Source organism: Kitasatospora sp. Xyl93, from assembly GCF_055383135.1.
Map to the genome: position 1 here is coordinate 84,796 of NZ_AP029185.1, position 16,578 is coordinate 101,373.

The following is a 16,578-nucleotide window of genomic DNA, read 5'->3' on the forward strand; positions in this document are numbered from 1 at the left end:
GGCGACCGGCCCGCGTACGGTCACAGACCGCCGCGCCACTCCCCCATCCCCCGGTGCACCCGCAGCAGCAGGTCCTGCAGCAGCCGCCGCTCCCGCGCGTCCAGCGGCGCGAGCACCTCGTCCTGCACCGCCCGTGCCTGCGCGTCCAGTTCGGCGAGCAGCGCCCGCCCGGCGTCGGTGACGGAGACCGAGACCCGCCGCCGGTCGGCCTGGTCCCTGGCGCGCTCGACGTACCCGGCGGCGGCGAGCTGGTCGGCGACCTTGGCCAGGTCGCTCGGGTCGATGGCCAGCCGCCGCACCAGGTCCCGCTGGGCCTGCGGGCCGAAGTCGGCGAGCGCGGCCAGCACCGCCATGTCCCAGAGCCGCAGGCCGCGTTCGGCCAACCGCTCGGCGAGCCGGCCGCGCGCCGCCTTGCCGAGCCGGGAGAGCAGGTAGGTGCTGAGGTCCAGCAGGGTCGGGGGAAGCTCAGCGGCGGGCAGCGGCGCCGGGTGCGCGTTCCCCGGGTACGGGTTCTCGGAGGCCATGGCGGCAGTCTAGGGTCTCTCCCTATAGTGGGTGCCGACCCACTAATTCGGAAACCGCCCTTCCCTGCCAGGAGTTCGCTCGTGGACGCCCTGTACTCCCGCCTGCTCGTCACCCGCTTCGCCGAGTGCTTCGCCTTCTACCGCGCCGTCCTCCCGCCACTGACCGGCGCCGCCCTGGCCAAGGGCGCGCCCGAGGGCCCGTACGCCAGTTGGGACCTCGCCGACCAGACCCTCCTGGCGCTCTTCGACCGCTCCGCGATGGCCGCCACCCTCGGCACCGCCGAGCTGCCTGCCTACGCCGCACCCGCCCAGGACGCCGCGATGCTGGTGCTCCGGGTGGACGACGTGGACGCCGCCCTCGACCTCTGCCTGCGCCACGGCGGCACCCCGGCCGGCGCGGCGGCCGACCGCCCGGAGTGGGGCCCCACCCTGCGCAGCGCCCATCTGCGCGACCCGGACGGCCGCTTGGTCGAGCTCCAGTCCTACTGACCGGCCCGCGCCGCACCGGGGCTCGGCGCCCCGGCCTGAGCTACTCCATCGACGGCGAGGGTCGGCCCGGCAACCCCGAGGCCTCGAACCCGCCGCCGCCCTGCGCGAGTCGGTCGACCCGGAAGTCCGACGAGCAGGCCCGCCCGAGCGCCTGCGACGCGGCGTCGGCGCCGGGAACGTGCCCGAGCACCGCGGCGCAGTACTGGACAACGGGGCTGGGTAGCGGGCGCAGCTCGGCCGAGCCGGCCGGAGTGGCGGCCACCGCCCCGGCGAGGGCCAGACAGCAGGCCAGGACGGGAGCGGCGAAGCCGCGGGGGATGCGCATCGGGGGTACCTCCGTACGGGTGGGGACAGCGGGCGGCCGTGGTCCCGGCCGCCCGGCCCATTCGACGGGCGGCCGCCACCCACGGCCCGGCCGACACACCGCGCGCCGCACTAGTCGTACCGACGCCGTCGGCGCGGCGGCCGACGGTCCCGCCGGCCGATCCCGCCGACGGCCGTCCGCGCCGGTGGCGTCGGCCGACCGCTTCCACCGCAGGGCCCGACGTTCAGGCCGCCGGGGAGGCGGCCTCCGCCCACAGCTCCGCGTCGCACGCCGCCACCAGCGCACCGATCCGTTCCCACGCCTCCTCGGCCGGCAGCGGCTCCAGCCGTCGGCCGTCCCGCAGCCGCAGCGCGACCCGGTCGTCCACGGCCTCCTTCGCCCCGATCACCGCCTGGTAGGGCACCAGCCGGGCCTCGCGGATCCGGGCACCGAGACTGCCGTGCTCGGGGCCGGCCACCTCGGCGCGCAGCCCGAGGTCCAGGCAGCGCTGCCGGAACCGTTCGGCCTGCGGCAGCTCGGCGTCCGAAACCGGCAGCAGCACGACCTGGACGGGCGCGAGCCAGGCCGGGAACGCGCCGCCGTACAGCTCGATCAGGTGGGCGACCACCCGCTCGACGCTGCCGATCACGCTGCGGTGCACCATCACCGGCCGGTGCTTGGCGCCGTCCGCGCCGATGTAGTGCAGGTTGAACCGCTCGGGCTGGTGGAAGTCGATCTGCACGGTCGAGAGGGTGAACTCGCGCCCGGCACCGTCGGCGATCTGCACGTCGATCTTGGGACCGTAGAACGCGGCCTCGCCCTCCGCCGCCTCGAACGGCACCCCGGACCGTTCCAGCACCTCGGTGAGCAGCGCGACGGCCCGCTCCCAGAGCGCCGGGTCCGCCACGTACTTGCCGCCCGCGCCGGGCAGCGAGAGGCGGTAGCGGACGGGCACGACGCCCAGCGCCCGGTGCGCCTCGCGGATCAGCTCCAGGGCGGCGACGGCCTCGTCGGCCGCCTGCTCCGGGGTGCAGAAGACGTGGGCGTCGTTCAGCTGGATCGCCCGGACCCTGGTCAGTCCGCCCAGCACCCCGGACAGCTCGGAGCGGTACATACCGCCCAACTCGGCCATGCGCAGCGGGAGTTCCCGGTAGCTGTGCGGGCGGGAGCGGTAGATCAGGGCGTGGTGCGGACAGAGGCTGGGGCGCAGCACCATCTCCTCGGAGCCCAGTTCCATGGGTGGGAACATGTCCTCGCGGTAGTGCGCCCAGTGGCCGGAGATCTCGTACAGCTCGCGCTTGCCGAGGACCGGGGAGTAGACGTGGCGGTAGCCGGCCCGGCGTTCACGGCCGCGGATGAACTCCTCCAGGGAGTGCCGGATCGCGGCGCCGTCGGGGAGCCAGTACGGCAGGCCGGAGCCCATCAGCGGGTCGGTGTCGAACAGGTCGAGTTCGCGGCCGAGCTTGCGGTGGTCGTGCGCCGGGTGGGCCTGCGCCTGGGCGGCGTGGCCGTGCGGCCGGCGGTCGTTCGGCTGGCGGTCGTTCGGCTGATGGTGGTTCGACTGGTGCTCGTGCATGAGGGTGGTCTCCACTCGGTCTGCGGGGCGAGTGGGTCCGGGAACCGCGAAGCCCCGGGGCACTCGGCCCCGGGGCTTCGGACTAGGTCAGCAGTCAGCGCGCCGGGACTCTCTCCGGCGTCGTCGTGGCGAGTGCAGCGCGCTTCATGCGTTCCACGGTAACAGCTCCGCGCCGCCCGCGGTGATCTTTTTCCGGTCCGGAGTCCGGCGGCTCAGTGGAGCGTGACGCACCCGCGTGCGGCGAGCGCCGCCAGCAGCCGGGCCGACGGCCGTACCTCGTTCCACCGCAGGTCCAGCTTCTCCAGTGCGGGCAGCGCGCCCGAGTCGGCCAGCCAGTCGGGCAGTTCGGTGATCCGGTTGCCGCGCAGGTCGAGGCGGCGCAGCCGCGGAAGCCCGGCGAGCACGGCCGGCAGTTCGGTGAGGGCGTTCTCCCGGAGTTCCAGCTCGCGCAGCTCGGCCAGCCGGCTGACGGAGTCCGGCAGGGCGGTCAACTCGTTTCCGCGCAACCACAGTTCGCGCAGCGCGCCGAGCTCGCCGATCGACTCCGGCAGCGCGGCGAGCCGGTTGTGCTGGGCGCGCAGCTCGACCAGCGAGGCCAGGCCGCCGACGGCGGACGGGAGTTCGTTGAGCCGGTTCTCGCCCACGTTGAGGTAGCGCAGCGCGGAGAGCCGTCCGATCGCCTCGGGCAGGGCGGTCAGCTCGTTGTCGTGCAGGTAGAGGAAGTCCCCGAGCCCGGTGAGGCCGCAGAGCTCGACAGGGAGTTCGGCGAGCCGGTTGTGGCCGAGGTCGAGGGTCCGCAGCCCGGTCAACCGGCCGATGCCGGAAGGGAGTTCTCGGATGCCGGTGTCGGCGAGGATGAGCACGGTCAGCTCGGTGCGGTCCCACACCTCGGCCGGCACCTCGTCGAGCGGTCGGCGCCAGAGGTTCAGCGTCACGTCCGCCGTGCTCCGCCCGTCCGCACTTCCCGTCACCTCGGTCATGCCCGCACCCCTCTCCGACGAATGTCCGGATCACCGTACGCACCCGGGCCGCCGGCCGGCACCCCGACACCCGGACGCCCGGGCGCGGTCCGCTCAGCGGGCGCCGGCGTGGAACAGCCCGTCCACGACCTGGTGGAGGAGCTCCTCCGGGAACTCGGCGAGTTCACCGCGGGCCTCCTCGGTCAGCCGCATCGCGGTGGCGCCCTCGTGCAGGATCACCAGCAGCCGGGCGAGGTCGCGCGGACGGACCTTTGAGGTGTGGTCCGGCGTCGCCTCGATCAGCTCCACCAGCCCGTCGACCAGCCGCGCCTCGTGCTCGGCGAGGCTGCGGGCGACCTCCGGGTGGCGGGCCGCGTGCAGGGTGAACTCCATGGAGAGCAGGAACCAGCCCTCGTCCTCCCGCCGCCGCCCGGCCAGCTCGCGCAGCAGCCGGGACGGGACGTCCTGGCCCGGCCCGGCGTCCGCGAAGGCGGCCCGCAGGTCGGCGAGCAGCCGGTCGATCTGCTGGTCGTAGAGGGCGAGGAACAGCTCTTCCTTGTCCTGGTAGTTGGAGTAGAACGCACCGCGGGTCAGCCCGGCGCGGGCGACGATGTCGCGGATCGAGGTGGCGTGGAAGCCGTGTTCGGTGAACAGGGCGAGGGCGCTGTCGTTGAGGGCGGCGACGGTCAGCGGGCGCCGCTTCGTGGGTGACTTGGGCACGAACTGCGGTCCTCGGGTCTCGTTCCTGGCTCGACGGTGCCGCCGGGCGGCCCGGCCCAGTCTACGGGCGGGCCGAGGAGCACGGACACGGCGTCGAAGACGGCACGCACCAGCTCGACGGCGCGCGTCGGGGTCGTGGCGTCGCTCGTCGCCGTGCCGCGCGCGAGCCCTTCGCGCAACCGCAGGCCGGGCGCGAGTCCGGCGGCGAGTCCGGCGGCGAGTAGCCCCTCGGCGACGGCCCGCTCCGACGCCGCCTCAGGCGGCCGCTGCGCCGTCTGCCGGACCGTCCGCCGGGCCGTAGTCGTAGAAACCGCGCCCGGTCTTGACGCCGAGCCGGCCGTCCCCGACGTACTCCGCCAGGAGCTCGCGGGGGCCGGCGGGCAGGCCGGGGCGCTCGGCGGCGTAGTGCTGCTCGATGTCGAGCACGACGTCCAGGCCGACCTGGTCCATCGCGCGGAACGGGCCGCCGCGCAGGCCGGTGTTGACGGACCACATGGCGTCCACCTCCTCGGCCGTGGCGACGCCCTCGGCGACCACGGCGAGGGACTCGCGCTTGATGGCCGCCCAGATGCGGTTGAAGATGAAGCCGGTGCTCTCCTTGCGCGCCTCGAACGGGAAGAGGCCGTGGCGCGGGAGTTCGGCCAGCAGCAGGTCGATGACGGCCCGGTCGGTGCGGCCGCTGGACATCACGTCCACCGCGTTCTGGGTGGGCGGCATGTAGAAGTGGATGTTGACCAGGCGCTCCGGCTCGCGCACGCAGTCGACGAAGCCACTGGTCGGGTAGGACGAGGAGTTGCTGCCGAGGACGGCGTCCGGGTCGGCGGTCCGGTCCAGGTCGGCGAAGACCCGCCGCTTGAGCTCCGGGCGCTCGGGCACCGCCTCGATCACCAGCCAGGCGCCGCGCAGCGCCTCGGCGAGGTCGTCGCTGACGGCGACGGTGCCCGGCTCTCCCCCGCCGACCGCGGCGGCGACGGCGGGCAGCTGCTCCTCGACGTAGTCGCGGGCGGCCGCGAGCTGCTCGGCCGAGGGGTCGTAGATGCGGACCTGCCCGCCGCCGGTGGCGAACATCAGGGCGATGCGGCGCCCGAGGGTGCCGGCTCCGACGACGGCGACGGGCCGGCCGGTGGGGTTGGGAACGGTGAACGGCATCGAGATCACTTCCTTGGCTGTGCTGCGCTCCGAGAGCCGTGTCGCACGGCGGATCCCGCGCGTTTGCACCACGGGCTCCATCGGATGCATGGTGTATCCGATACATATGGTATCCGTTTGAGGAGACCAAGCAACCCGCCGCCGCGAAGGAGCCCCCGATGCGCCCCGACCAGGTCGTCCGCCACGCCACCACCCCGCTGACCGTCCCCCTCTACCCGCCCCGCGCCACCCGCTTCACCGACCGCGAGTACCTGAACGTCGTCTACCGGACCGACCCCGAGGCGCTGCGCGCGGTCGTCCCCGAACCGCTGGAGGTCGACGAGCCGCTGGTCCGCTTCGAGGTCATGCGGATGGGCGAGGTGGACGGCTTCGGGCCGTACGTCGAGGCCGGGCAGGTCGTCCCGGTCCGGTACGGGGACGAGGAGGGCGAGTACCTGCACGCCATGTACCTCGACAACTTCGCCGCCACCGCCGCCGGCCGGGAGCTGAGCGCCTACCCCAAGGTGATGGGCACCCCCCGCCTCTTCACCGAGGCCGGCGCCCTGGTCGGCACCCTCGACCACGGCAGCCAGCGGGTCGCCACCGCGACCATGGCCTACAAGTGGCAACCGCTGGACCCGGCCGAGGCGCGCGAGCAGATCACCGTGCCCACGTACGGGGTGAAGATCGTCCCCGACTACGCCGGCGGCCTGCGGGTCTGCGACCTGGTCCGCACCCGGATCACCGACGTCACCGTCAAGGAGGCCTGGACCGGCCCCGCCCGCCTCCAGCTCTCCGCGCACGTCATGGCGCCGCTGGCGGACCTGCCGGTCCTGGAGGTCGTCTCGGCCAGCCACATCGTCACCGACCTCACCCTCTCCCCCGCCACGCCCGTCCACGACTACCTGGCGGAGCAGCGCCACGCGGCCTGACGCGGCGGCTCGCGAACGACTCCGAACGAAGGGCGGCTGACCGCCGAAACGGCACCGCCCCGGCCCGCCCCCGCGGTCGAGGACCCGCGAAGGACGAACCGGAGCGGTGAAGCCGGCAGAGGGCAGTCGCTCAGCCGAGTTTCGGCGCCACGGCGGCCGGCCCGTGCGCCGCGGCCGCCCCCTGGCCGGCCCCGCAGAAGGCCTGCTCCAGGAAGCCCGCCTCCGCCTGCAACTGCGCCACGATCTGCGTCCCGTCGCCGCGCTGGGTGACCGACAGCGACACCTGCCGGTCGCCCGAGCCCCACAGCTGGGTGCTGTAGCCGGGCACCGAGCCGTCGTGCCCGTAGACCTGGCCGCAGGAGAGCTGCCAGGCGGCCAGCCCGAGCCCGTAGCCCAGCTGTGTCGGCACCCCCTCGACCTCGATCGGGGTGGTCGTGGTCATCTCCTTCAGCAGCGCCGGCGGCAGCAGCCGGCCGCCCAGCAGGGCCTTCTCGAAGCGGTTCAGGTCACCCAGGGTGGAGATCAGCTCGCCGGCCGAGTTCGCCCAGGTGACGCTCGCCACCGTGACGTCCCGGTCGCTGCCGTCCTCCGGGGCCGGGCCCTCGGGCACCGTCCAGTAGCCGTGCGCGTGCGGACCCCGAATGCCGGTGGCGGAGCCCGGGAAGTAGGTGCCGTTCAGGCCGAGCGGGCGCAGGATGCGCGCGGTGATCTCCTGGGCGTAGCCGCGGCCGGTCACCTTCTCGATGATCATGCCGAGCAGGGTGTAGTTGACGTTGGAGTAGCCGAACCCGGCGCCCGGCGGGAAGTTGGGCGCGTGCGCCACCGAGGCGGCCACCACCTGGGCCGGGGTGACGGACCGGGTCAGGCCGCCCTGGTCCAGCCAGTCGCGGAGGGCCGCCGGGTCCTCCAGGTCGGGGAACACCCCGCCCTTCTCGTTGGTGGAGTCCCAGAGTCCGGAGCTGTGGTTGAGCAGCTGGCGGACGGTGATGTGCCCGCCGTTCGGGACCAGTCCGGGCAGGTACCGCTCGATCGCCTCGTCCAGGCCGACCCGCCGCTCCCCGACCAGCTGGAGCACCGTGGTGGCGGTGAACATCTTGGTGACGCTCCCGGCCCGGAACCGTCCGTCCGCGCGGACCGGCGCGCCGGTGGCGAGGTCGGAGACGCCGGACGCCCCGCGCCAGGCCCCGTTCCCGTCCCTGACCTCCGCGATCGCCCCGACCGCTCCGGCCTCGGTCAGCGCCCGCAGCGCCGCCGCCCGCGGATCGCCGGATCCCGGCCGTCCGCCCGCGGCCTCGGCCGCACCCGCCGCGCCGGCCGAGACCACCGACCCGGCCAGTGCCAGACAGACCGCCCCCACCAGCGCGGAAACCGTACGACGTGCCATGCGACCCCACCTTCGCCGTCGGCGAGCAGCTCCTCGCCCGTGCCGCCCAGCCTCGCCGCACCGCTGACGGCCGGTCATCCTCCGCCGGGAGGAGCCGGCCGTACACCCGGCAACGGAGGGCGTCCGCCGGAAGACGGAGGCCCTGCGGCGGGCGCGGCTACCGGGCCGGGGCCGGGCGGACCGGGTGCTTGCTCAGGATGGACACCCGGTTGAAGGCGTTGATGGCGATCGACACCCAGACCACCGCGGAGATCTCCTCGTCGCTCAGCACCGCGCGCGCCACGCCGTACGCGGCCTCCTGGAGCGCCGCGTCCGCCGGGGCGGTGGTCGCCTCGGCCAGCCCGAGCGCGGCCCGCTCGCGGTCGCTGAACACCTCGGTGTCGCGCCAGGCCGGGAGCACGCCCAGGCGCTGGCTGGTCTCGCCCTCGCGGATCGCGGCCCTGGTGTGGACGTGCAGGCAGTAGGCGCAGCCGTTGATCTGCGAGACGCGCAGGTTGACCAGCTCGATCAGCCGGCGGTCCAGCCCGGCCTCGGCCGCGACCTCGCGGGCCGCCTCGGCGGCGGCCAGCAGCGCCTGGTACGCCTTGGGACTCTGCTTGTCGACGAACACCCGCCGGTCCGCCGGAACCACCGTCACGTCACTCACCTGGACTCCTTAGGCTGATCATGCTGTCGCCCGCCACTCTGCCATGGCATGATAGTTGAATATAGAACTAATTAACACCTGGGAGGGCCCACCGTGAGCACCGCCGAGACCGACCTCGTCCCGACGCCCGCCGCCGACCCGCGCGTGGAGGTCCTTCCCGCCCGGGACGTACCGCTCGGCGGCCCGCGCGCGATGACCGTACGCCGTACCCTGCCGCAGCGCTCCCGCAGCATGATCGGCGCCTGGTGCTTCGTCGACCACTACGGACCCGACGACGTCGCGAGCACCGGCGGCATGGACGTCGCCCCGCACCCGCACACCGGGCTGCAGACCGTGAGCTGGCTGTTCACCGGCGAGATCGAGCACCGGGACAGCCTCGGCGTGCACGCCTACGTCCGGCCGGGCGAGGTCAACCTGATGACCTCCGGCCACGGCATCGCCCACTCCGAGGTCTCCACCCCGGCCACCACCGTCCTGCACGGCGTACAGCTGTGGGTCGCCCTCCCCGAGGAGCACCGGCAAACCGCACGCGACTTCCGCCACCACGCGCCCCGCCCGGTCGCCCTCGACGGCGGCGAGGCCCGGGTCTTCCTCGGCACCCTCGCCGGCGACACCTCCCCCGTCCCCACCTTCACCCCGCTGCTCGGCGCCGAACTGACCCTGCGCCCGCGGGCCACCGTCACCCTCGACGTCGACCCCGCCTTCGAACACGGCCTGCTCGTCGACAGCGGCGACGTCCGCCTCCTCGACACCCCGCTGCGCCCCGCCGACCTCGGCTACGTCGCCCCCGGCCGCACCACGCTCACCCTCACCAACACCGGCCCGACCGACGCCCGGCTGGTCCTCCTCGGCGGCACGCCCTTCGAGGAGCAGATCGTCATGTGGTGGAACTTCATCGGGCGCACCCACGAGGACATCGCCCGGGCCCGGGCCGACTGGCAGGCCGCCGACGACCGCTTCGGCGCGGTCGAGGGCTACCCGGGCGACCGCCTCCCCGCCCCGGAGCTCCCCGGCACCCCCCTCAAGCCGCGCGGCAACGCGCGCTGACCTGGCGTTCGCCAATCGGGGGTGCGGCGGCCGGGCCCGCCGCACCCGCGGGCCGGCGCCGCCCTCCGCCCACCCGAAGCGCCCGTGCCGAGCTCGCCGCCCCCGGCCACCCGCTCACCGACACCCTCCGCCGATGCCGTCACCCATGGCCTGCATCCTGGCCAGGACCGAGACGCCCGCGCATGTCGGCGTCTGAAGCGCGGTGCGGGAGATCGGGGTTGAGCAGGCAGGGCCGGATGGCCCCTGTCCGCTCACACCCTTGGGCACCACGCCTTAGCCGCCTGTGGAGGGCGGGCTCATTCCTCGTCCACGAATTCGTGGCTCTGGCGGCGATAGGGGCCGGAAACGGCGGCGAGGCGGTTCGGCGGCCAGAAGTCGGAACGCTCGCTCAGACTCAACTCGCCGTCCTGGCGAACCAGCCAGACGTCTTCGTAGTCGAGGTGCAGGACCGCGTCGCCGGGGACCTGCGCGAGGAGGGCGTCGGCCAGGCGGGCCATGTCGTCCTGCTGGCCGGAGGCGTCGGTGTCCTTGCCCAGTCGGAACGCGACCGAGACGGTCGGGGTGAAGACGCGGCCGCCGATCTGCGGGTCCCCCCACGGGGTGGGCTTGCGGGGGGTGACCCGGACCCAGGTGCCGTACGCCGTGACCGCGCCGTCCCCGACCAGCGCGTCAACGGTTGCGGGGGTGTCGAAGAGCCGCACCGACGGGGCGATGTCGGCGAGCTTCTGGGCGACCTGGGCCGTGGTCCACGGGGTCACCAACTCGAGGCTGTAGGAGATTGCCATGTCTTGTCCTTCTGCTGTTCTACGGGTAGAGGGAGACCACGTTGCCGGACTTGTCGATCACGGTGACCTCCTTCAGTCCCTCAATGGGCCAGTCGTTCAGCTGCTTGCGCATGGCGGCCACGTCGACCTCGCTGTCGGACAGGTTCAGAACGATACGATCCGCCTGTCCTTCGTCCACCTTCTTCTGGATCCCGGTGGCGATGGAGCGGGGGTTCTTCGCGGTGGGCGCGTAGCAGTCCATCACTTCGCCCTCGACCCGGTAGTCGGGGTTCTTGGTCGTACCGGCCACGTTGGGGTTCTGCTCGACCTTGTAGCCGTTCTTCGCCAGGATGTCGGCCGACTCGTTCTCGCGGGTGAACGCGCGCACGGTGGTCGGGTCCGCGTTCTTGGGGATGTTGGTGACCCGGCCCTCGGGCGTGGCGTTCGGGTCGGCGGCCTTGGAGGGCTGGGTCCGCATGTCCGGCGCGCTGCTCCCGCCGCCGCCACCCTCGCCCTCCATGTGGACCCGGTCGGGCCCCATCGCGTCCTGGGCAATCTGGGTCGCGCCGACACCGGCGATGCCGAGGCCGGTGGCGATGACGCCGGCCGAGGCGACGTTGACGGGCACGCCGATGACGGCGCCAACGCCCGTCAGGTCGAGCCCGACGCCCAGCACCTCGCCGCCGGCGCCGAGCGTCGCGAGGGCGAGACCGCCCGCGATCTCCAGGGACGCGCCGGGGTCGTGGAGCATCGCGTTGCCGATGGAGGCCAGGTCCTCGACGGCGACCGTGCCGACGTCCTTGAGGAAGTCCCCGGCGTCGGAGAGGAAGTCACCGACCTTGTCCAGCCAGCCCGGTTCCTCCGGGGCCTTGTCACGACCCTTGGCGATGGTGTCGGCCGTGGTGTCACCCACGGTCTTGACCTGGCTCCTCGCGTTGCTCAGCGTGTGCTGCGCGGCCGACCTGGTGCTGTCGCCGGGATCGGTGAACGGCAGTTCGTGACCGGCGTTCTTCTCCGCCGTCTCGTGGTCGGACTTGGCCTTGGCGCTCGCGGCCTGGCCCTCGTTCCACTGCCGGATCGCGTCCGAGGCCTGCCCCTGGGCCCAGACCAGGGTCGCCTGATACGTGGTGAGGGCGGTGGCGGCGGCGTGGAAGCAGTCGCCCGCCTCCAGCCACTTCTGCGGCTCGCCCTCGAACGCGTCGCGGAACGCGTCACCGGCCTTCCCCGACCATCCCTCGGTGGTGTCGATCCGCTTGAGGCCCTCGCCGGTCGAGTGCAGGGTGTCGCCGTAGCTCTTCAGCCAGGCGGCGGCCGATGCGATCGCGTCCGGGTCACCCGGGACGAGGTCCTTCGGGTCGGACGTCTCTCCGAGTTCCTTCGCCATCACTTCGCCCCCGGGTCTTCGCCGTGGTCGCTGCTGGCGGTGCCGTGCATGTGCCCGGCGAGCTGCCCCTCGAGCTGCGCGTAGGCCTTCACGCTCGCGTTGAGGCGCTGGGACACCTGGGTGGCGTCCTTCCCCAGGTTCTCCACACCGATCTCCCAGCGGGTGCAGAACTTTTCGAGGACGTCGGCCAGATGGTCGTGGCCGATGTCCTCCTTCTTGGGGTCGAGGTCGCTGACCTTCTTGAACTGCAACTTCGCCAAGGTGTTGGTGATGCCCGACGCCGCCTTGTCCAGCGCGCCGAGATCGACCTTGAATCCCTCAGCCATCCGCTATCCCCCATGCCCATTCGATCACGTTCAGATCAATGGACGTCAGGACGGCGGATCCGGTTCTCCATGTCGCAGGTCAGGCCGATCAACCCGATCCAGGTGCGAACTCTTCGAACAACAGTGCTGACCTGCGGCGAACGCGGACGCCATCCAGCAGGAACGACCCTGGTTCCCGCAGGGGGACGGACGTCGTCCCCAGGCCCGCGCCGAGGCATCCCCAAGCGCCGTGCCCCGACCGACCGACATCGACAGCGAGCCAGTTGCCGGGCCGACCAGCCGCCTTCGAGCTCACCGAGTCGCTCGCCGAGCTGACTCAGAGCGTCGATGTGCTGGCCACCATGGCCGGCCTGCCCGACTCCGGCGCGTCCGCCACTCCCGGCGAGACGCCCGGCCTCTGCCTCCAGGCCCTGCTCGCCGCCCCGGACTTCACCGAGGCGTGCATGGAGATCATCAGGGCCCTGACCGAGGACGCCCACGACCTCCTCAAGGAGTCGGTCAGCCTCCTACGCCTCGGCGGCGACGGGCCCGACAGTCTGCCCACCCTGGTCCGTTCCCTCGTCTCCCGGATGGAGACGACCGAGTGAACCCGCACGACGACCAGTACGCGCAGCAGACCCCTCCCATGACCGCCGCCGACGCGGCGCGCGTGAAGAGCGTCCTGCTCCGGACCTCCCCGAGTGGACCACACACGTCGTCCACACGATCGCCAAGTACGGCCCGGAGATGCGCGTACGCGACATCTCCCGCCACCCGGCTCCTCGCCCAGCCGTACGTCAGCAAGCGCCTCGCCGGAACCGGCGGAGAACGGTGGAAATCGAACGAATTCATTGACGGCCGGTCTTTGTATGATCGCTTCGACGGGGCTTCAGCGCTGGACCGAGTCCGACAAGGACGGTTGGTCCCCGATGAGCGCCGGACACGACCGCGCGGCGCAGGCTCGGCCTCGCCGCGGCCGTGTCGCGGAGTCGACGCCCCGCACCGTGTAGTCGTCGATGGGGGAACCAGACGTGAGTACGCCTGCGGCCAACGGGCAGTTCAGTCTCAACGGCCAGGCCATGAACGGTGCGGTGGCGGCGTTGAACGGGATGGCGCTGAACAACCCGACCGTCGGCGGGGTCGCCGACGAGTCGACGAACGCCGCCGCGACGGCGCACAGCGGCTGGGACACCGCGGGGGCGCTGCGGGCGACACTCGCCGAGTGGCACGAGCAGGTCGGCCAGTTGACGGGGCGGCTGCATCAGAACAGTGCGGCGATGGAGCAGACCACCTTGAACTACCACAGCACCAACATCTCCATCGCCGACACGCTGAAGCTGAAGGAGAACTGAGCGGTGCTGGGATACGAGGACGTGCTCAAGGCGGACCCCGGCACGCTCGCCGCCGCGGCGGCCAAGTGGCGCGAGATGGCGCAGAAGTTCCACACCATGGAGAGCGACTTCGACCAGAAGGTGCTCTCGGTGACCCGCAACGGGCTGTGGACCGGCGGCACCGCAAGTATGGCGAACTTCCAACTGGCCATCACCAAGGGGCAGATCACCGCCGCCCAGGTCGAGGCGAACGCCGTCGCGTCGCTGCTCGACGACGCGAAGTCGGACTTCGAGGCCGCCCAGAAGCAGGTCCGCGACGCCGCGGACGGCGCCGTCAAGGACGGCTTCAAGGTCACCGGCACCGGCGTCGCCGTCCTGGACACCAGCACGATGGACAAGGCGACCCTGAACGCCCTGCACCACGACCGCGAGGCCCAGGACGCCTACAACGAAGCCGCGGCCAAGTGGACCAAGGCCATCGAGGCCGGCCTGCAGGCGGCGACCGACGCCGACACGCGGGCCGCGACCGCCCTGCGCAGCGCGTCGAAGGCGGGCAGCCCGGACAACACCTTCAACGGCCAGGCCGTCGGCGGTGGCGACGCCGCCGACGCCCAGCGCGCGGCCGCGCTCGCCACCCGGATCGACGGCCTCGGTCCGCAGGAGCGGGACCAGCTGGCGAACCTCATGAAGGCGAACGCCGACAGCCCGCAGTTCTCCCAGACGCTGCTGGACAAGCTCGGCCCTGGCGGCATGCTGAAGCTCGCGCAGCAGCTCGACTCCCCCGGCGACGACGGAGGGAAGAAGGCCGCCTACCCGAGCCTGCGAACGGACCTGACCCGGGCGCTCGCCTCCGCCACCCGGGACCCGGACAGCGACTTCTACAAGAAGTGGCGCGCGGACATGAAGGGCGCCGGGGACAAGAACTACGGCTCCAACACTCAGCCGGTGTACGGCTACCAGATCCTCACCACCATGATGACCAAGGGCAGTGGGAAGTACTCCACGCCCTTCCTCACCGACCTCGCCGACGACATCACCGCCACCGAGAAGGACCACCAAGGTCTCTGGAGCTACAAGGCCAACCACACCGGCACCGCGCTCGGCGCCGACCCGCTGGACAACGTCCTGACCGTGAGATGCCGGACCCACTGGCGCAGAGCGGCCTGGCCGCCGCGATCGAGGCCGCCACCACCGGCGAGCCGGCCGGCAGCCCCCACGACGGCAAGCACACCGAAGCGCAGGCCCGGGTCATGCACGACACCGTCGTCACCCTGGACGAGGGCCAGGGCGGCGACAAGATCAAGGACACGCTGCGCCGGCCGCTCGCCAACGCCCTCGCCGACTACGTCGGGGACACCCACGAGCTGCTCAACGGGCGCAACGACGTCTACGGTGCCCACACCGGGCACGACTCGGTCTGGAAGGACGGCGAAACCGTGCGGATGGCCGTCGGCCAGGACAGCCTGGTCCGGGTCATGCGCGGGCTCTCGGACGACCCTGCCGCGTACGGTGCGCTGCACCAGGCGGAGACCGGACAGATCGCCCAGGATCTCGCCGCCCTCGGACCGCACCCCGACCGTGACGCGGTGAAGGACGTGATGGGCAAGGGTGCGGCCGCGCTCGGCGTCTACGACGCCATCCGCGCCGATGCGGCGATGGACATGCGCGACGACAAGAACGCGCAGGCGGACTGGAAGGCCAAGATCCTCTACCACACCGTCGGGGCCCCCATCACGCCGATTCCCGGAGTCGGCGACGCCGCGCAGCGCCTGGTCGACACCTGGACCTACGAAGTCAGCCTGAACGAGAAGAACCAGAACAACGCCGAGGCCAACGCCAAGATCTCGGACACCTACCTGGACGGCACCAAGCAGATGTCCGACCTGGTCGGCATCTGGGCCCGTGACCGTGGCATCAGCCCGGAGGACCACATGATCAACGGACTCCAGGACGACGTCCTGAACACCCGCAACCGCAGCAGCGACGTCGCCGGCCGCTACCTCGGTCGAGGCAACGCCTGATGGCGGCCGCCCGCACCTACCGCCGCACCGCCGCCGTCGTCGCCCTGGCGGTGGCGGCCGCGGTCGGCCTGGGCCTCTGGTGGACACTCGGCCGCGACGACCCCGACCGCGACTGCGCCGGTCTGCGCAGTGACGACCGCGTCCGCACGGTGCTCGGCTCCGCCTGGCGGTCCGACATGGCGTGCACCGACCTGGCCGAGGGCCTGCGCCGAGCCACCACGGGTGGCCAGCCGGGTGCCCACACCCTGGAGCAGGCCCGCGCCATGCGCGCTGTCGTCCTCGCGCTGGCCGACAGCAAGGACCACCACGTCCATCCGGACGTCCGCCGCCCCCTCGCCGAAGCCCTCGCCGGCTACGCACCCGACACCCACGCCGTACTGGCGCTGGTCGACGACACGTACAACGCGCACAGGGACGCCTGGCAGGATGATCAGGGTGTCCACTTCTCCGTCCGGCAAAGGGAGTTGGTCCAGGCACTGCGCGGCCTCTCGGAGGACCCGACCGCCTACGCCATCCTGCGCACCGCCGACCTGCGAAGGGCCGCCGCCGGCTTCGCCGCGGTCAAGGCGACCCCGCCCGATGCCGAGCTGGAGAACGCGGTCGGGCTCGCCGCCATGCCCGCCGGAGCGTACGACGCGATCGCCGACGACGTGGTGCGCGAGCGCGGCGCCGACGCCCGACGCGCTTGGGAGAGTGAAGCGCTGAACCGCCTCCGGGCCTCCAAGGCCGACCCGGTGCCGGACTACTCCACCGATCCGGCCGGCCACCTGACGGCTGCCTGCCTCGAAAGGGTCGACCCGACCGGCGCCAGCCTCTTCGTCCAGCTCCAGGACCAGACCGTCCGGTTGCTCAACCGGTGGTCGGCGTCCTCGGGCGCGAACCTCGACCAGCACAAGCTGGGTGTTCTCGGAGACCGGGCGCTGAACACCGCCCACACCGGATCCCAGGAGGCGAAGAAGGCCCTCACGCCGTAGCCTCCCCGACCCCGGTCGTAGATGTCCTGGACGTCTTCGGGGCGGGCGCTGGAGTCGTGGGTGACCTGGGCGATCAGCGTCGGCACGGCA

Annotated in this window: 19 protein-coding genes; 8 read left to right on the plus strand and 11 right to left on the minus strand. The window is 72.5% G+C overall.

Annotated elements, in window-relative coordinates:
• Positions 1–20 precede the first annotated feature (20 nt).
• Positions 21–524: a MarR family winged helix-turn-helix transcriptional regulator gene (locus ACZ5GH_RS00370; protein WP_464333038.1), complete on the minus strand. Its 504-nt coding sequence runs from the start codon at positions 522–524 to the stop codon at positions 21–23.
• An 81-nt stretch (positions 525–605) separates the two neighbouring features.
• On the opposite strand from ACZ5GH_RS00370, the gene ACZ5GH_RS00375 reads away from it, so the two are divergent.
• Positions 606–1,013 carry a VOC family protein gene (locus ACZ5GH_RS00375; protein WP_464333039.1) on the plus strand — a complete coding sequence of 136 codons (408 nt, stop codon included), beginning with the start codon at positions 606–608 and terminating at the stop codon, positions 1,011–1,013.
• 40 nt (positions 1,014–1,053) lie between these two features.
• Here ACZ5GH_RS00375 and ACZ5GH_RS00380 read toward each other — a convergent pair whose 3' ends face one another.
• The 5 genes from ACZ5GH_RS00380 to ACZ5GH_RS00400 form a co-directional block, all read right to left on the minus strand.
• On the minus strand, positions 1,054–1,338 hold the full coding sequence (locus tag ACZ5GH_RS00380) for a hypothetical protein (protein ID WP_464333040.1): 285 nt from the start codon (positions 1,336–1,338) through the stop codon (positions 1,054–1,056).
• A gap of 223 nt (positions 1,339–1,561) precedes the next feature.
• On the minus strand, positions 1,562–2,893 hold the full coding sequence (gene thrS, locus ACZ5GH_RS00385; RefSeq protein ID WP_464333041.1) for a threonine--tRNA ligase: 1,332 nt from the start codon (positions 2,891–2,893) through the stop codon (positions 1,562–1,564).
• Between the two features lie 212 nt (positions 2,894–3,105).
• Positions 3,106–3,873 carry a leucine-rich repeat domain-containing protein gene (locus ACZ5GH_RS00390; RefSeq protein ID WP_387755578.1) on the minus strand — a complete coding sequence of 256 codons (768 nt, stop codon included), beginning with the start codon at positions 3,871–3,873 and terminating at the stop codon, positions 3,106–3,108.
• Positions 3,874–3,966: 93 nt separating this feature from the next.
• Positions 3,967–4,572, minus strand: coding sequence for a TetR/AcrR family transcriptional regulator (locus ACZ5GH_RS00395; RefSeq protein WP_387755575.1), 606 nt, complete (start codon positions 4,570–4,572; stop codon positions 3,967–3,969).
• Positions 4,573–4,827: 255 nt separating this feature from the next.
• A complete protein-coding gene (locus tag ACZ5GH_RS00400; RefSeq protein WP_464333042.1) occupies positions 4,828–5,721 on the minus strand; it encodes a 3-hydroxyacyl-CoA dehydrogenase family protein in 894 nt (297 codons plus the stop codon).
• Between the two features lie 158 nt (positions 5,722–5,879).
• On the opposite strand from ACZ5GH_RS00400, the gene ACZ5GH_RS00405 reads away from it, so the two are divergent.
• Positions 5,880–6,632 (plus strand): acetoacetate decarboxylase, encoded by a 753-nt coding sequence (locus tag ACZ5GH_RS00405; RefSeq protein WP_387755570.1) that lies wholly within the window; start codon positions 5,880–5,882, stop codon positions 6,630–6,632.
• Between the two features lie 130 nt (positions 6,633–6,762).
• Here the strand turns inward: ACZ5GH_RS00405 and ACZ5GH_RS00410 are convergent, their stop codons facing one another.
• Complete coding sequence (locus tag ACZ5GH_RS00410) at positions 6,763–8,016, minus strand: serine hydrolase domain-containing protein (RefSeq protein ID WP_387755567.1); 1,254 nt, start codon at positions 8,014–8,016, stop codon at positions 6,763–6,765.
• Positions 8,017–8,173: 157 nt separating this feature from the next.
• The gene (locus ACZ5GH_RS00415; protein WP_387755564.1) at positions 8,174–8,662 is read right to left on the minus strand and encodes a carboxymuconolactone decarboxylase family protein; all 489 of its coding nucleotides are present in this window, start codon (positions 8,660–8,662) and stop codon (positions 8,174–8,176) included.
• Between the two features lie 93 nt (positions 8,663–8,755).
• On the opposite strand from ACZ5GH_RS00415, the gene ACZ5GH_RS00420 reads away from it, so the two are divergent.
• Positions 8,756–9,709: a pirin family protein gene (locus ACZ5GH_RS00420; RefSeq protein ID WP_464333043.1), complete on the plus strand. Its 954-nt coding sequence runs from the start codon at positions 8,756–8,758 to the stop codon at positions 9,707–9,709.
• 296 nt (positions 9,710–10,005) lie between these two features.
• Here ACZ5GH_RS00420 and ACZ5GH_RS00425 read toward each other — a convergent pair whose 3' ends face one another.
• Genes ACZ5GH_RS00425 through ACZ5GH_RS00435 form a run of 3 tightly spaced genes read right to left on the minus strand, consistent with a single transcriptional unit; the run spans position 10,006 to position 12,183 of the window.
• The gene (locus ACZ5GH_RS00425; RefSeq protein ID WP_464333044.1) at positions 10,006–10,494 is read right to left on the minus strand and encodes a SitI3 family protein; all 489 of its coding nucleotides are present in this window, start codon (positions 10,492–10,494) and stop codon (positions 10,006–10,008) included.
• Between the two features lie 19 nt (positions 10,495–10,513).
• Positions 10,514–11,857: a putative T7SS-secreted protein gene (locus ACZ5GH_RS00430; RefSeq protein ID WP_464333045.1), complete on the minus strand. Its 1,344-nt coding sequence runs from the start codon at positions 11,855–11,857 to the stop codon at positions 10,514–10,516.
• On the minus strand, positions 11,857–12,183 hold the full coding sequence (locus ACZ5GH_RS00435; protein WP_387755556.1) for a hypothetical protein: 327 nt from the start codon (positions 12,181–12,183) through the stop codon (positions 11,857–11,859). The genes ACZ5GH_RS00430 and ACZ5GH_RS00435 overlap by 1 nt, the downstream gene beginning before the upstream one ends.
• A 263-nt stretch (positions 12,184–12,446) precedes the next feature.
• Between ACZ5GH_RS00435 and ACZ5GH_RS00440 the strand changes: the two genes are divergently transcribed.
• The 5 genes from ACZ5GH_RS00440 (at position 12,447) to ACZ5GH_RS00460 (ending at position 16,488) form a co-directional block, all read left to right on the plus strand.
• On the plus strand, positions 12,447–12,770 hold the full coding sequence (locus ACZ5GH_RS00440) for a hypothetical protein (RefSeq protein ID WP_464333046.1): 324 nt from the start codon (positions 12,447–12,449) through the stop codon (positions 12,768–12,770).
• 423 nt (positions 12,771–13,193) lie between these two features.
• Positions 13,194–13,514, plus strand: coding sequence for a hypothetical protein (locus ACZ5GH_RS00445; protein ID WP_464333047.1), 321 nt, complete (start codon positions 13,194–13,196; stop codon positions 13,512–13,514).
• A gap of 3 nt (positions 13,515–13,517) precedes the next feature.
• Entirely contained in the window at positions 13,518–15,083 is a 1,566-nt protein-coding gene (locus tag ACZ5GH_RS00450) for a hypothetical protein (protein WP_464333048.1), read from the plus strand.
• On the plus strand, positions 15,080–15,514 hold the full coding sequence (locus ACZ5GH_RS00455; RefSeq protein WP_464333049.1) for a hypothetical protein: 435 nt from the start codon (positions 15,080–15,082) through the stop codon (positions 15,512–15,514). Before ACZ5GH_RS00450 ends, ACZ5GH_RS00455 begins: the two co-directional genes overlap by 4 nt.
• Positions 15,514–16,488 (plus strand): hypothetical protein, encoded by a 975-nt coding sequence (locus ACZ5GH_RS00460; protein ID WP_464333050.1) that lies wholly within the window; start codon positions 15,514–15,516, stop codon positions 16,486–16,488. Before ACZ5GH_RS00455 ends, ACZ5GH_RS00460 begins: the two co-directional genes overlap by 1 nt.
• The last annotated feature ends 90 nt before the right edge of the window (positions 16,489–16,578 follow it).